This is a genomic window from Nonomuraea sp. NPDC048901 (genome assembly GCF_040649695.1).
Classification (GTDB): Bacteria; Actinomycetota; Actinomycetes; order Streptosporangiales; family Streptosporangiaceae; genus Nonomuraea.
Map to the genome: position 1 here is coordinate 580,230 of NZ_JBEZFW010000003.1, position 13,515 is coordinate 593,744.

Annotated in this window: 12 protein-coding genes; 5 read left to right on the plus strand and 7 right to left on the minus strand. The window is 69.7% G+C overall.

The window, feature by feature from the left end; genetic code table 11:
- Nucleotides 1-47 precede the first annotated feature (47 nt).
- Complete coding sequence (locus AB0C30_RS12185; protein WP_357942464.1) at nt 48-797, plus strand: helical backbone metal receptor; 750 nt, start codon at nt 48-50, stop codon at nt 795-797.
- Nucleotides 798-807: 10 nt separating this feature from the next.
- Here the strand turns inward: AB0C30_RS12185 and AB0C30_RS12190 are convergent, their stop codons facing one another.
- The 4 genes from AB0C30_RS12190 to AB0C30_RS12205 are packed head-to-tail and all read right to left on the minus strand — an operon-like array spanning nt 808 to nt 5,082.
- Nucleotides 808-1,968 carry an ROK family transcriptional regulator gene (locus tag AB0C30_RS12190; protein WP_357942466.1) on the minus strand — a complete coding sequence of 387 codons (1,161 nt, stop codon included), beginning with the start codon at nt 1,966-1,968 and terminating at the stop codon, nt 808-810.
- Between the two features lie 3 nt (nt 1,969-1,971).
- Entirely contained in the window at nt 1,972-2,817 is an 846-nt protein-coding gene (locus AB0C30_RS12195; RefSeq protein ID WP_357942468.1) for a carbohydrate ABC transporter permease, read from the minus strand.
- On the minus strand, nt 2,804-3,724 hold the full coding sequence (locus AB0C30_RS12200; protein WP_357942471.1) for a sugar ABC transporter permease: 921 nt from the start codon (nt 3,722-3,724) through the stop codon (nt 2,804-2,806). The genes AB0C30_RS12195 and AB0C30_RS12200 overlap by 14 nt, the downstream gene beginning before the upstream one ends.
- Nucleotides 3,721-5,082, minus strand: a complete 1,362-nt coding sequence (locus AB0C30_RS12205) for an extracellular solute-binding protein (RefSeq protein ID WP_357942473.1) — start codon at nt 5,080-5,082, stop codon at nt 3,721-3,723. Before AB0C30_RS12205 ends, AB0C30_RS12200 begins: the two co-directional genes overlap by 4 nt.
- Nucleotides 5,083-5,479: 397 nt before the next feature.
- Between AB0C30_RS12205 and AB0C30_RS12210 the strand changes: the two genes are divergently transcribed.
- Together AB0C30_RS12210 and AB0C30_RS12215 are read left to right on the plus strand one after the other, a co-directional pair.
- The gene (locus AB0C30_RS12210; RefSeq protein ID WP_357942475.1) at nt 5,480-6,487 is read left to right on the plus strand and encodes a zinc-binding alcohol dehydrogenase; all 1,008 of its coding nucleotides are present in this window, start codon (nt 5,480-5,482) and stop codon (nt 6,485-6,487) included.
- Entirely contained in the window at nt 6,484-7,269 is a 786-nt protein-coding gene (locus AB0C30_RS12215) for a sugar phosphate isomerase/epimerase family protein (protein WP_357942477.1), read from the plus strand. The genes AB0C30_RS12210 and AB0C30_RS12215 overlap by 4 nt, the downstream gene beginning before the upstream one ends.
- A 1,184-nt stretch (nt 7,270-8,453) precedes the next feature.
- Here AB0C30_RS12215 and AB0C30_RS12220 read toward each other — a convergent pair.
- Nucleotides 8,454-9,557 (minus strand): zinc-binding alcohol dehydrogenase, encoded by a 1,104-nt coding sequence (locus AB0C30_RS12220; protein WP_357942479.1) that lies wholly within the window; start codon nt 9,555-9,557, stop codon nt 8,454-8,456.
- The gene (locus AB0C30_RS12225; RefSeq protein WP_357942481.1) at nt 9,550-10,503 is read right to left on the minus strand and encodes a Gfo/Idh/MocA family oxidoreductase; all 954 of its coding nucleotides are present in this window, start codon (nt 10,501-10,503) and stop codon (nt 9,550-9,552) included. Before AB0C30_RS12225 ends, AB0C30_RS12220 begins: the two co-directional genes overlap by 8 nt.
- A 105-nt stretch (nt 10,504-10,608) precedes the next feature.
- Between AB0C30_RS12225 and AB0C30_RS12230 the strand changes: the two genes are divergently transcribed.
- Nucleotides 10,609-11,595, plus strand: a complete 987-nt coding sequence (locus AB0C30_RS12230; RefSeq protein ID WP_357942483.1) for a glucosyl-3-phosphoglycerate synthase — start codon at nt 10,609-10,611, stop codon at nt 11,593-11,595.
- Complete coding sequence (locus AB0C30_RS12235; protein ID WP_357942485.1) at nt 11,592-12,722, plus strand: glycosyltransferase; 1,131 nt, start codon at nt 11,592-11,594, stop codon at nt 12,720-12,722. Before AB0C30_RS12230 ends, AB0C30_RS12235 begins: the two co-directional genes overlap by 4 nt.
- Here the strand turns inward: AB0C30_RS12235 and AB0C30_RS12240 are convergent.
- Entirely contained in the window at nt 12,694-13,488 is a 795-nt protein-coding gene (locus AB0C30_RS12240; RefSeq protein WP_357942487.1) for a universal stress protein, read from the minus strand. The two genes, AB0C30_RS12235 and AB0C30_RS12240, sit on opposite strands and share 29 nt — an antisense overlap.
- Nucleotides 13,489-13,515 lie beyond the last annotated feature (27 nt).

Here is a 13,515-nt window from a genome sequence, read left to right on the forward strand (position 1 = left end):
TGCCTTTAGTCCCTTTTGTCGTTCGGGTGGCGGTCTAAGGTGCGAGTGTGAGCCTTGATGACACCGGTGTACCCGTCCCCGTTCCTCCGAACGTCCGGCGGATCGTGTCGCTGGTGCCTTCACTCACCGAGTCCGTGGCCGCGACCCTCCCCGAAGCGCTGGTCGGCGCGACCGACTGGTGCTCGCACCCGGCCGACCTGGACGTGGTCAGGGTGCGGGGGACCAAGAACCCCGATCTCGACGTCATCCGGCGGCTCGCCCCCGACGTGGTGCTCGCCAACGCCGAGGAGAACCGGCAGCCGGACGTCGACGCGTTGCGGGCGGCGGGCCTCGCGGTGTGGGTCACCAGGATCGAGACGGTGGACGAGGCGTTCCGGTCGCTCGACCGGATGTTCCGGTACGCCTGCCGCACCGGGCGCCCCGGCTGGCTCGACCGGGCGGAGTCGGTGTGGGCCGAGCCGGTGGAGGTGCGCCGGACGGCGATCATCCCGATCTGGCGGCGGCCGTGGATGGTGGTGGGCCGCGACACGTTCACCGGCGATGTGCTCGCCCGGCTCGGGGTGGGCAACCTTTACGCCGGTCATGCCGAGCGCTATCCCAAGATCCCGCTGGCCGAGCTGGTGGCTCAGGGTGCCGACCTGGTGGTCCTGCCCGACGAGCCCTACGCGTTCAGCGCCGAGGACGGGCCGGAGTCGTTCCCGGGCCACCGGTGCGCGCTGGTGAGCGGACGCGATCTGACCTGGTACGGCCCCTCTCTCGTCCAGGCGCGCGACCGCCTCCTCCGGGACCTGGGCTGACCAGCGGGAGTCAGACGACGTTCGTCGTCGGTGGACTGGCGAAGGCGGCGTCCACGGCGGCGGGGGACAGCACGTGGTCGATGACGATCACCGCGGTCCCCACGATCCCCGCGCGGTCGCCCAGCGTGCTCGTCACGATCTCCAGGTTGCGGGTGGTGAACGGCAGGCTGCGGCGGTACACGCTTTCCCTGATGCCCGTCAGGTAGTGCTCCCTGGTCTCGGCCATGTCGCCGGCCAGCACCAGGACGGAGGGGTTGAGCAGGCTGACCGCCGTGGCGAGGACGATGCCGACCGTGCGGCCGGCCTCCTGGGTGAGGGCGATGGCCGTCGGGTCGCCGGCCTGGACCAGGCGTACGACCTCGCGGCTGGTCTGCCTGCCGAGGTCGGCGGCGAGGGCGTGGCCGCTGGCCAGCGAGGCGACGCAGCCCCGGGAGCCGCAGGTGCAGACGCGGTCGTCGCTCTCGCGCAGGCGGACGTGGCCGATGCTCCCGGCGGCGTCCTCGACGCCGCGGTAGATCCGGCCGTCCAGGACGATGCCGGTGCCGATGCCCGTGGAGACCTTGATGAGGATCAGCGACCGGCTCCGGCGCCAGGAGGACCACCACTCGCCGAAGGCCATCGCGTTGGCGTCGTTCTCGATCAGGATCGGCACGTCGAACGCCTCCCGCAGCGCCTGGCCGATCGGATGGTCGTCCCAGCCGGGCATGAGGAACGACCTGGTCACCCGGCCGGAGGCGTGGTCGACCGAGCCGGGCAGGTCCAGGCCGATGCCGCACACCTGGTCCGAGGTCCGTCCGGAGCGGTCGAGCAGGCGCTGGAACGCCTGGCGTACCCAGGACAGGACGGCCTCGGGGCCGCGGTCGATGCGCAGTTCGGTGTGCTCCTCGACCAGCGACCGGGCCGCGAGGTCGGTCAGCGCCACCCGTACGTGACCGGCGCCCAGGTCGGCCACCAGCACCAGGCGCTTCGTCGCGTCGATGTCGAGCACTGAGGGCGGTCGCCCGCCCCCGGAGATGGCGAAGCCGGACTCGTGGATGTATCCGGCCTCGATCAGCCGGTCCACCCGTTCGGTGATCGTCGAGCGGGACAGCCCGGTGTAGGCGATGAGTTCTTTGCGGGTACGGCAGGTGCCATTGCGGATCAGCTGAAGGATCTGCCCTGCCGTCAGCATGGTCTATCCCTTCTCGGCCCCCGCCGTGAGTCCTTCGGTCAGGAGCCGCTCGCCGGCGAAGAACACGATCACGATCGGCAGCGTCAGAACCACCGATCCTGCCATGAGAACCGTCGTCGGGATCTCGATACTGCCCGCCAGCTGGGAGAGCCCCAGTGAGACCGTCCAGCTCTCCCGTTTCTCGACGAGGAAGAGCAGGGCGAACAGGAACTCGTTCCAGGCGATCATGAACGCGTAGAGACCGGTGGCCATGAGCGCGGGCTTGGACAGCGGGAGCACCACCCGCCAGATGGTCGACAGGCGCGTACAGCCGTCGATCGCCGCCGCCTCCTCCACGCTCTGCGGCACGGTCTCGAAGTAATTGCGGAGCATGTATACCGTGACAGGCACCGTCTGCGCGCAATAAACCAGGATCAAACCCAGCAGAGACCCGCGAAGTCCGAGCATCGTGAAGAGCACGAACAGCGGGATTGCCAGCACGATCGCCGGAAACAGGTACACGGCCAGGAACACGAAATGCACCTGCCGCCGCCCGAAAAACCGCAGTCTGGCCACAGCGTACGCGCCCGGGATCGAGATCAACAGCGTGACCGCCACCGAGGAGACCGCCACGATGGCGCTGTTGCGCATGAAGGTCAGGAAGCCCTGCCTGGTCAGCACGTTGGCGTAGGTGTCGAAGGTGAAGCTGCGCGGCCAGATCGAGCCGGGGTCCAGGATCAGCTCCTGGATGTCGCGGAAGGACAGTGTCACCATGTAGAAGAACGGGAACGCGGTGATCACGAACAGAAAGAGGATCACCAGCGGCTTCAGCACCCGGAACAACCCGCGCTCAAATCTATCCCTGGTCACGCTCACCTCCCGAGAAGAACCTCAGATACAGGGTCAGGAACACGACCAGGACGACCGCCAGCACGATCGCCTGGGCGGCCGAGGCGCCGATGTCGTCGCGCGCGGTCAGGAAGTTGTAGACGCGCACGCTCACCACCTCCGTGCCGGCCCCGCCGCCGGTGAGCAGGTAGACGTCGTCGAACTTGGTGAAGGTGAACACGAACCGCAGCACCGACAGCAGCGCGATGATCCGCCAGAGCTGCGGCAGGATCACATGCCGGAAGCGCTGCGTCGGCGTGGCACCGTCGACCACGGCCGCCTCGTCCAGTTCGGCCGGCAGCGCCTGCAGCCGGGCCAGGATGAACAGGAAGGCGAACGGGAAATACCGCCACGCCTCGAACGCGATCACGGTGAGCAGCGCCACCGGCACCTGGATGCCGAGAAAGCTGCCCTTGGCCTGGGTGAGGAAGGCGATGGGGGTGCTCAGCCAGGAGTTCACGATGCCGAACTGGGGGTTCAGCATCGTCTCCCACAGGAAGGCCACCGCCACCACCGGCGCCACGTACGGGACCAGGATCGAGGCCCTGACCAACGTGCGACCCCGGAAGCGGTCGCGCAGCGCCAGAGCGGCCACCAGCCCGATCGCGATTGACAGCGCGGTGCCCGCCACCGTGTAGACGAGCGTGTTGACCAGGGACGTCCAGAATCCCGGCTCGGACATGACGTAGCCGAAGTTCTCCAGCGTGTAGTGCCCGAAGATGCCCACCCGGCGGATGTTGATCAGCCGCGCGTCCTGGAACGCCAGCATGATCGCCCAGAGCAGCGGCAGCACCACCACGACGAGCGTGATGATCAGCGTCGGGGAGATCAGCGCCAGTCCCGCCCTGCCCTCCTGCTCCCGTAGTGTCCCGCCACGCCGTCCCGTCACTGCCGGATCCCGCGCTTGATGGTCTCCACGTCGGTCTTGGCCCGCACTGCCGCGGCCTGCGGGGTGAGCGAGCCGTCCACGACCGCGCTCAGCGCCTTGGGCACGGGCAGCTCGCCCATCGTGGCTCCGACCAGCTTGCCCTGCCCCTGGGGGATGCCCCAGCGGGCGAAGGTGTCAGGGCTCTCGCGCAGCGCGTCGAGCACCTCGGCCGGGTAGACGTCCGCGAGCGGCTTCTTGGCGTCGACCCCGGCGGGCAGCTTGTTCCACTTGTCCGCGAACCTCTTCCGGATCGGGAACTTGCCCTCAGGCGCCATCCCGATCCACCGCTCGTAGCCCTCGTTCATCATGTACGTGACGAACTGCGCGGCGGCATCCTTGGCGGCGTCCCGGGTGACGGCCCAGGAGACGATCTCCCCGTACTGGGCAGGCGTGCCGTCGGGGCCCTTCAGCGCCGTGACCACGCCGGTGTTCTTGGCCAGCCACTCGGGGTCCGTCCTGCACTCGGCGCAGCTGGGCTTCGCGTCGTTACGCAGCCCGGCCAGCTCGTCCAGGATGAACGACGACCAGATGGTCATCGCCGCCTTGCCGGCGAAGTAGGTGGCCCTGGTGGAGTCGACGTCCTGCTTGCCCTTGACCGAGTAGTCCCTCGCCAGCTTCGCGTAGTACGCGAACGCATTCACGCACTGCGGGGAGGAAAGGGTGACATTTCCGGAATTGTCGACCAGCTGACAGCCGTTGGCCAGCGCCACATGCTCGAAGCTCTGCGCCGTGAACGAGTCCTTCGGCGCGATGGCCAGCGTGATGCCGGCGACCCCACCCGTGTTGAGCTTCGCGGCCGCCGCCTCCAGCGCCTCGTAGGTGTCGGGCCGCTCCAGCCCGGCCTTCTGGAACAGGTCCTTGCGGTAGAGGATCAGCTGCGCCCACGCGTCACTCGGTACGGCCAGTAGCTTCCCGCCCGCGCTGTCGAGCTCCAGGGCCCGCGCCGAGAAGTCGCTCCTGCCCAGCTTGTCGACGACCTGGCCCGGCGTCTCCGTGTCGAGCAGGTCGTTGGCCTCCAGCTCCCTGATGGAGGCCAGGGGGAGGGCCCCGATCACGTCGGGCAGGTCCCCCGCGGCCGCGGCAGACGTGATCACCTGGCTGAACTGGTCCTCGGCCACGCCGACCAGCTTGACCTTGATGCCGGTCTTCTGGGTGAAGTCGGCGATGATCTGGTTCTGCACGGTCATGCGATCGTCGAGGTTCTCCTCGGTCCAGACCGTGATCTCGTTGGTGGCCTTCTTGCTGTCATCGCCACACGCGGCGGTCGAGGCCGCGGCCAGCAGCGCGATGGAGAGGACGGCGACTACCTTCTTCGGCATGGCGCGCTCCTACGTCCGGGGATATGCCGCACTTACCCCCATGTGAGAAGACGCAACTACGTAGGCGATTCCGAGATCCGTCCGTACTCCGTCCGTGTTCCGTCCCGGGCTTTCTGGCGCGTCGATCACGGAAAGCGATCTCCGGGCGGGTTATGTCGGTAAGATCGCTTACCGGAAGACCGTCGGAGAGAAACCCCTAATTCGCTAGTTGCCAGCGGTGGCCGTCATTTGACTTAAGGGTGCCGGGAGAGCAACTATGGTATAGAAACGCCTACTAAACCTTTAAGTTGCGATTGATCATAAAGCGTAAGTGTGGGGAATGCGCGTCATCACCTTTGAAGAGCCAGGCCGTGTCCGCGTCAGCCTGGAGTCGCCCGCCGAGCTTGAACCGGGTTGCGTGCGGGTTCGCACGATCTACTCGGGCGTCTCCGCCGGCACCGAACTGACCGCCTATCGCGGCACAAATCCCTATCTCACCAGAAAGTGGGACACAGAGCAGCGGCTGTTCCTCGACGGCCAGACGCACGCCTACCCGCTGACCGGCTGGGGCTACCAGGAGGTCGGTGAGGTGGTGGAGGCGGCTCCCGATGTCACCGATCCGCCGGTCGGCCACCTGGTCTGGGGCGTCTGGGGTCACCGGGCCGAGGCCGTGGTGCCCGCCGAGAAGCTGGTCGGCCACGTGCTGCCGCCGGGCGCCGATCCGCTGAGCGGTGTCTTCGCCCGCGTGGGCGCCATCGCGCTCAACGCCGTGCACGCCGCCGACGTGCACCTGGGCGACCAGGTCGCGATCTTCGGGCAGGGCGTCATCGGCCTGCTGGCCACCCGCCTCGCCGTGCTGAGCGGCGCCCGGGTGGTGGCCGCCGACGCGATCCCCGCCCGCCTCGAACTCGCCAGGCGTTACGGCGCGACCGAGACGTTCGACATCGCGTCCGGCTCCGTTGCCGAGTTCGTCCGCAAGCGGATCGAGGGCGCCGACACCGCCATCGAGCTGAGCGGCAGCCACCTGGGCCTGCAAGAGGCGATCAGGACCGTCCGCAAGAGCGGCCGGGTCGTGGCCGGCGGCTTCTACCAGGGCGAAGGCATCGGACTGCGGCTGGGCGAGGAGTTCCACCACAACCAGGTGCAGCTCGTCTCCTCCCAGATCGGCGGCGTCGCCTCCTGGCTGGCCCACCGCTGGGACGTCGAACGCCTGCAGCGCACGTTCATGGACCTCATATACACGGGCGAGGTCGACGTGACCGGTCTGATCAGCCATGTCGTACCCGTCGGCAGCGCTGCCGAGGCCTTCGACCTGCTCGACAAACACCCGTCCGAGGTGCTCCAGCTCGTCTTCGCTTTCGGGGAGGAGCCACCGCAAGGGGAGCCTTGGCGAGAAGAGGCACCGCAAGAGGAGGAGTCACAGTGAAGCTCGCGGCACAGGAGCAACTGCTGCCCGGCCGTTCCCTGCAGGAGAAGTTCGCGTTCGCGACCGAGGCCGGGTTCGACGCGATCGAGCTGCGCGGGAAGGGGGACTTCCACTTCGCCAACCGCCTGACCGAGCTCAAGCGGGCGCTGGCCGACGGCGTGGTCATGCCGACGGTGTGCGTGGACATGCCGCACTTCATCGGCGACTTCGACCCCGCCAAGCGCACGGACGCGATCCAGCAGCTCAGATCGCAGCTCACGGTCATCGCCGAGCTCGGCGGCGTCGGGGTGATGACGCCCGCCTCCTGGGGCCAGTTCTCGCGCCGGCTGCCGCCGTTCGAGCCGCCGCGCAGCGCGGCGGAGGACCGCGAGGTGCTCACCGAGGCGCTGGGGGTGCTCGGCGAGCACGCGCAGCGCAACGGCGTGCTGATCATGCTGGAGCCGCTCAACCGCTACGAGAACCACATGGTCAACACCCTCGCCGACGCCGTGTCGTACTGCTCGATGGACTCCATCAAGGTCGTCGGCGACACCTATCACATGAACATCGAGGAGGACGATCCCTGCCGTTCGCTGATCGAGGCGGCCCCCTACCTCGCGCACATACAGATCAGCGAGTCCAACCGGAACGAGCCCGGGACCGGCCATCTCGATTGGGGCGCGCAGCTGGCCACGCTCGACGCCCTCGGCTATGACGGCTACCTCGCGCTCGAATGCCGCCTGCGCGGCGAGCCCGAGATCGTTCTGCCGCAGACGGCCGCCTTCATCAGGAAGTTCCTGTGATCCTCCGCGACGCCGTGCGCGTGCTGGTGGCCAACTGGGACGGCAGCTACACGGTTCCCTCCCGGCGTCTCTATCCCCACCAGTGGAGCTGGGACTCCGCCTTCGTCGCGATCGGCAACGCCCGCTGGTCCCCGCGCCGGGCCAGGTCGGAGCTGCTGGCCCTGTTCGGCTCGCAGTGGCGCGACGGCAGGGTGCCGCACATCGCGTTCAACCCCAGGGTGCCCGAGGGCGCCTACTTCCCCGGCCCCGAGTTCTGGCAGTCACGGGCCCCGTCCGGGTCGTCGACCTCCGGCATCGTGCAGCCGCCCGTGCACGCCCTGGCCGTCTGGCGGGTGCACCAGGCCGAGCCGGACCCGACCTTCCTGCGCCGCCTCTATCCCCGGCTGGTGGCGCAGCAGCAATACCTGCGCAACGCGCGGCGCTCTCCCGAGGGGCTGATCTCGATCGTGCACCCGTGGGAGTCGGGCATGGACAACAGCCCGGCCTGGGACGTCCCGCTGGCCGCCGTCGACGCGGGGTCCGTCGCGTTCACGCGCCGGGATCTGGACACCGTCAGCGCCGACGAGCGGCCCACCGACCTGGACTACGAGCGCTACATCGCGCTCGCCCGCGCCTACCGCGACACCGGCTACCGCCGGGCCGGCGCGTTCTGTGTCGAGGACCCGCTGTTCAACGCCGCGTACGGCGTGGCGGAGCTGACCCTGGCGGAGATCGCGAAGGTGTGCGGCGGCGACCCGGAGCCGCACCTGCGCGAGGCCGCCGCGGTCACCGCGGCCATGGTCGAGCACCTCTACGACGACGGCCTGTTCCATGCCCGCGACGTGCTCACCGGCTGCCCGATCCGCTCCAACAGCGCCGCCGGGCTGGTCCCGCTCATGCTGCCCGACCTGCCGCGCGACATCGTCAACGCGCTGATCGGCACGGCGCTCGACCGGTTCGGGCTGAAGGACGGCGTGCTGCCCAGCTTCGCGCCCGCCGCGCCGGAGTTCGACCCGGCGCGTTACTGGCGCGGGCCGAGCTGGATCAATCTGACCTGGCTGGTCTGGCAGGGCCTGCGGGAGCGCCGCCCGGACCTGGCCGACCCGCTGGCCGACGGCATGATCAGGGCGGTCACCGAGTCCGGCTTCCGCGAGTACTTCGACCCGTTCACCCTGCAGGGCCACGGCTGCCGCGACTTCAGCTGGTCAGCCGCGCTCATCCTCGACGTGGTCGCGGAGCACGGCCTGGACGGTATGCCTCCTGCGGGCGGCGAGATCGGCCAGGAGCTGGGGGGCGTCGGCGAAGCCGACGACATCGGTGATCAGGTGCTCGCGTAGCAGCTCGCCCCGCCGCCTGAGCAGCGCGATCGTCTCGTACGACAGCCGCTCCCGGTCCCAGACGTGGGCCAGCCCGCGCGGCACCCGGCCGATCTGGGCGCAGCGCAGCGACAGGCCGTTGTGGTGGAACTCCTCGCCCAGCCGCACCTCGTCGGCGCCGTCGGTGTAGAAGGCCAGGTCGATCACCGTGCCCTGCGGCCTGAGCAGCTTCAGCGCCAGAGCGAGGGCGCGGGGCCTGCCGCGGCACTGGAAGACCACGTCGGCGCCGCGGTCGCTGGGCGCGTGCCGCCAGCGCCGCTTCAGCTCGATGGCCGGGTCCTCGTCGAAGGCCAAAGTCCCGGCGCCGAGCGCCTCGGCGATGTCCAGCCTGGCCTGGGTCTCGTCCACGACCACCACCTCCGCCGCGCCGTACGAGAGGGCGAAGGAGGCGGTCAGCAGGCCGACCACGCCCGCGCCGACGACGGCCACGCGCCGCCCGCGTACCCCGTCACCCAGGTCCGCGACGCCGGGACCGTGCAGGTCGGTGGCCGCGTGCAGCAGCCCGTTCGCGCAGATCGGCCCCATGTGGGCGACGAAGACGCCGAGCATCGGGTCGAGGTCGCCGGGCAGCTCCACGAACCGGTCGTTCATCGGGTCGGCGACGTAGCCGGTGCGGTGCCCGTAGGCCATCGCGACCAGCGCGCCCTCGCGGACGGCCCGGGTGCGCGTCTCGACCACCCGGCCCACCTGCATGTACCCGATGCCGCGCACCGGATAGCCGATCGACGGGGTGCCCTCGGCGAACAGCCCGAGCGCCGGATCCCAGGTCGCGGCCAGGTAAGGGTTGCTGCCCTTGACGTAGGTGAGCTCGGTGCCCGCCGAGATCCCGCTGTATGTGGTGACCACCCGGAACCCGCCCTCGGGCACCGCGCCGAGCTTCTCCCCGACCAGCCTGACCTCGCCGGGCGCCTCTATGCTCAGCACCTCACCCATCGAGCGTCGTCACCGGCTTCCGTGACGCCGCGGACCGCGCCAGGGCCAGCGCGAGCCGGTGGGTCTTCAGCGCCTCCCGGTAGGGCACGCGCACGTCGGCCTCCTTGCCCTGTACGGCGTCGATGAAGGTCCGGTCGACCCGTACCTTCGCGGCCCCGCCGTCCTGGACGGTGGTCTCGCCGTCCACCAGCAGCCGGTCCTCGCTCAGGTCGAGCGAGACGCCCTCGGCGTGCACCTCCAGTCCCGCCCGGTGCTTGCGCGCGAGCAGGCTGGTCGCGGCGAGCAGCCCCGCCGCGCCGCCCGCGAACCGCAGCACCGCCGCCGTGGCCCGGTCGACCTCGCCGTCCGTCTCGTTGTCCGCCGGTACGGCATGCACCATCGTCACCTCGCCCACCAGGACTCTGGCCAGATCGAGGATGTGGATGGCCTGTTCGACCAGCTGGCCGCCCGACATCTCAGGCTTCAGCCACCAACCGACCGGCGGTACCTTGTCCAGCCAGTGGCCCAGCGCCAGCCGTACTGGACGGTCGCCCAGGACTTCGCGTGCCTGGTCAACGATGTCCAGGTAACGCCAATGGTGTCCGACGGCCGAAGGCAGGCCCCGGCGATCAATTTCATCGGCGATCTTTTCCGCTGTCGACAGGTCAAGTGAAAGCGGCTTTTCTACAAAAATCGGCAGATTGCATGCTAGAACATCCTTTTCCGGGTTACCGTGCGCAAAAGGAGGAACACAGACATAGACCGCGTCCAATCCGCCGGCATCCAGAAGGTCGGCATGGCTGCCGTAGGCAGGGGAGCCATGCCGTGCGGCCAGAGCCCCGGCCCTGCGGGGATCTGTGTCGGCGATTCCCGCGATCACCACGTCGGAGAAACCTGACAGGACATCCGCGTGGCGAGCGGCGACATTTCCGGCACCGATGATGCCGACCCGAGTGATGGGGAACACAGACCGGCTTATCCCACATTTACGGAGAATGAAACAAACATGTTCGAGGATGCATCGTCGGGGCAGATGTCGCAAACCTGACCAGATGAGATCGGGGCTAACCGTATGGAGACAGATCTGCGCGCCTTGGCCAGGGTCCAGGACTGGTACGGACCCCACTCGAGCGTCGCAGCCGAGTGGCCGGTAGAGGCGCTGCTCCGGGCCAAGGGCAGGACCGTTAAGGGAGGGAACGCGGTAAGCGTCATCCTGCCCGCTCGCGACGAGGAGCGGACGGTCGGCGAGATCGTCACTGTACTCCGTCGCGACCTCGTCGAGCGGGCGCCGCTCGTGGACGAGATCATCGTGGTCGATTCGAACTCCACCGACGCGACCGCCGCCCGAGCGGCCGCGGCGGGGGCCCGCGTGGTGGCGCAGGGCGACGTTCTCTCGCATCTGCCGCCGCTGAGCGGCAAGGGAGAGGCGCTGTGGAAGGGGCTGGCGGCCTCCAGCGGGGATCTGATCGTGTTCGTGGACGCCGACCTGCGTAATTTCCGCTCGCACTTCGTCACCGGGCTGCTCGGGCCGCTGCTCGCCGACAACGCCATCCAGTTCGTCAAGGCCGCCTACGAGCGGCCCTTCACCGGCGCGGACGGGATGGTGTGGCGCGGCGGGGGCGGGCGGGTGACCGAGCTGGTGGCCAGGCCGCTGATCAACATGTTCTGGCCGGAGCTGGCCGGCTTCGTCCAGCCGCTCGGCGGGGAGTACGCCGCCCGCCGAGCGGTGCTGGAACGGGTCCCGTTCGTCACCGAGTACGGGGTGGAGTTCGGGCTGCTGGTGGACCTGCTGGAGCTGGTCGGGCTGGACGCGATGGCCCAGGTGGACCTGGGTGTCCGGGCACACGGGCACCAGGCCATGCCCGCGCTCGGCCGGATGGCCGGCCAGATCATGCTCACCGCGTGGTCGCGGCTGGAGCGCCAGGGCCGCGTGCTGTCCGCCACGCCCCCCGACCGCAGACTGCTGCAGTTCGGGCTCGACGGGCAGGTCGACCTGGTGGACATGTCCGTGGCCGAGCGCCCGCCGCTGGCCTCCCTCGCCGTCGAGGACGTGGCATGAACGTCCTGGTGAACGCCGGACCGTGGCTGCGGGTGCCGCCACCGGGCTACGGCGGAATCGAGAACGTGGTGGCCACGCTGGTCCCCGCCCTGCGTGAGCGCGGGGTGCGGGTGGTCCTGGCCTCCGTGGGATCGAGCACCCTCGAGGTGGACGAGCTGATCAACGTCTTCGACGACGGCCAGTTCGCCGAGCTGCAGAAGCCGTACAACCAGGTGATGGGCCTCGCGCACGCGCACCAGGCCCGCGTGGCGCGCGAAATCGGCAGTCGCGACGACCTCGACCTCGTCCACGACCACCTGGAGGTGGTCGGTCCGGCCGTGCTGTCCGCGCTCGGCGGCCCGCCGGTCCTGCACACCCTGCACTGGGACCTGCGCAAGCACGCCGCCTTCTACGGAGCCTTCCCACCGTCGATCGCGGTCAACGGTGTCTCGAACTCCCAGCTCGCCCGCGCGCCCGACGCACTGCGCGCCGCCTCGCTCGGCGCCATCCACCTGGCCACCCCGCTCGCCGACCGCGACGTGCGTACCGAACGCGGCGAGCACCTCGTCGCGATGGGCCGCGTCTGCGGCCTCAAGGGCACGCACGTGGCCGCCAGACTGTGTCAGAAGCTCGGCCTCCCGCTGGTCCTCGCGGGCCCGGTGAGCGGCCTGAACACCCCCGCCGAGCTGGACGCCGTCGTCCAGGACCCGGACCATCCGCTGAACGGCCACCCCGACGTCCGCTACCACGTGCACGCGGTCACCCCCTACCTCGACGGCGACCTGGTCAGATGGGTCGGCTCCGTGGGGGGCGAGGCCCGCGACCACCTCTACGCCTCGGCCCGCGCCGCCCTGTTCCCCATTCAGTGGGACGAGCCCGGTGGCACCGCCGTCGTCGAGGCCCTCGCCCTGGGCGTGCCGCCCGTGGGGCTGCGCCGCGGCTGCCTGCCCGAGATCATCGACCACGGCCGGACCGGGTTCCTCGCCGACACCGAGGAGGAGCTGGCCGAGTGGGTGCTGCGGGTGGCGGAGATCGACCCCGAGGAGTGCCGCCGGGAGGCTCGCCGCCGCTTCTCACCGTCCGTCATGGCCGAGCGCTACCTGGAGCTGTACACGGAAGTCACGAGAAGCCGCGCGGGAGCACGGTGACGGGACACGACGACGCCCGCAGCACCTTCATCGCCAGCTCCCCGAGGAACACCCGGTGCGGCTGCGCGTCCTCGCTGGCCGCGCAGACCAGCAGCTCGCCCGGCAGCCACTCGATCGCCTCCAGCGCCGCCGTCACGTCGTGCCCCTCGGCGATCTCCGTCTCGGCCTCGATCCCGCTCGACTCCCAGGCCAGTCGTACGGCCAGCGCGAGGTCGTCCCCGAGCCGGCCCGGATCGTCCGTACGCAGGTCGAGCGTGATCAGCCGGAGCGGCACGCCGAGCCGGAGCGCGGCCTGCGCGATCCGCTCGACGGCCTCGTCACACTGCGGGCGGTGGACGTAGGCGAGCGTGAGCCGCGAGGGCTCGGCCGGCGGCCGGTAGCCGGCGGGCGTCAGCATCACCGCCTCGGACGACAGGTGGAGCAGGCTGTCGGACGTCGACCCGATCGAGATGCGCCCGGCCTGCCCGCCGCCCGCCGAGCCGACCACGATCAGATCGGCCTTGATCCGGCTGGCCAGCACCGACAGCCCGCGACCCGCGCCCCTGCTCTCGAACGCGATGTACTCGGCCGGCACATCGCCGAGCTCCTCCGCCGCGTCCGCGAGGCCGGCCTGTGCCTCGACCGCCAACCCCGGGCTGCCCGGCGGGTAGATGGCGGCCACGGTGAGCTCGCCGCCGGTGACCCGCGTGATCGCGGCACCCAGGGCGAGCGCGTCGCGTCCCCCTGACTCGCCGGTATAGCCGACGACCACGTGCTCTCCGATCACGACTGCCTCCCTACCCGCTCTGAGCTG

Bases quoted from the DNA above. Each gene is read 5' to 3' on its own strand.
- AB0C30_RS12235 (WP_357942485.1), top strand. From the start codon at position 11,592: ATGAACGTCCTGGTGAACGCCGGACCGTGGCTGCGGGTGCCGCCACCG.
- AB0C30_RS12230 (WP_357942483.1), top strand. From the start codon at position 10,609: ATGGAGACAGATCTGCGCGCCTTGGCCAGGGTCCAGGACTGGTACGGA.
- AB0C30_RS12220 (WP_357942479.1), bottom strand. From the start codon at position 9,557: ATGGGTGAGGTGCTGAGCATAGAGGCGCCCGGCGAGGTCAGGCTGGTC.
- AB0C30_RS12205 (WP_357942473.1), bottom strand. From the start codon at position 5,082: ATGCCGAAGAAGGTAGTCGCCGTCCTCTCCATCGCGCTGCTGGCCGCG.
- AB0C30_RS12190 (WP_357942466.1), bottom strand. From the start codon at position 1,968: ATGCTGACGGCAGGGCAGATCCTTCAGCTGATCCGCAATGGCACCTGC.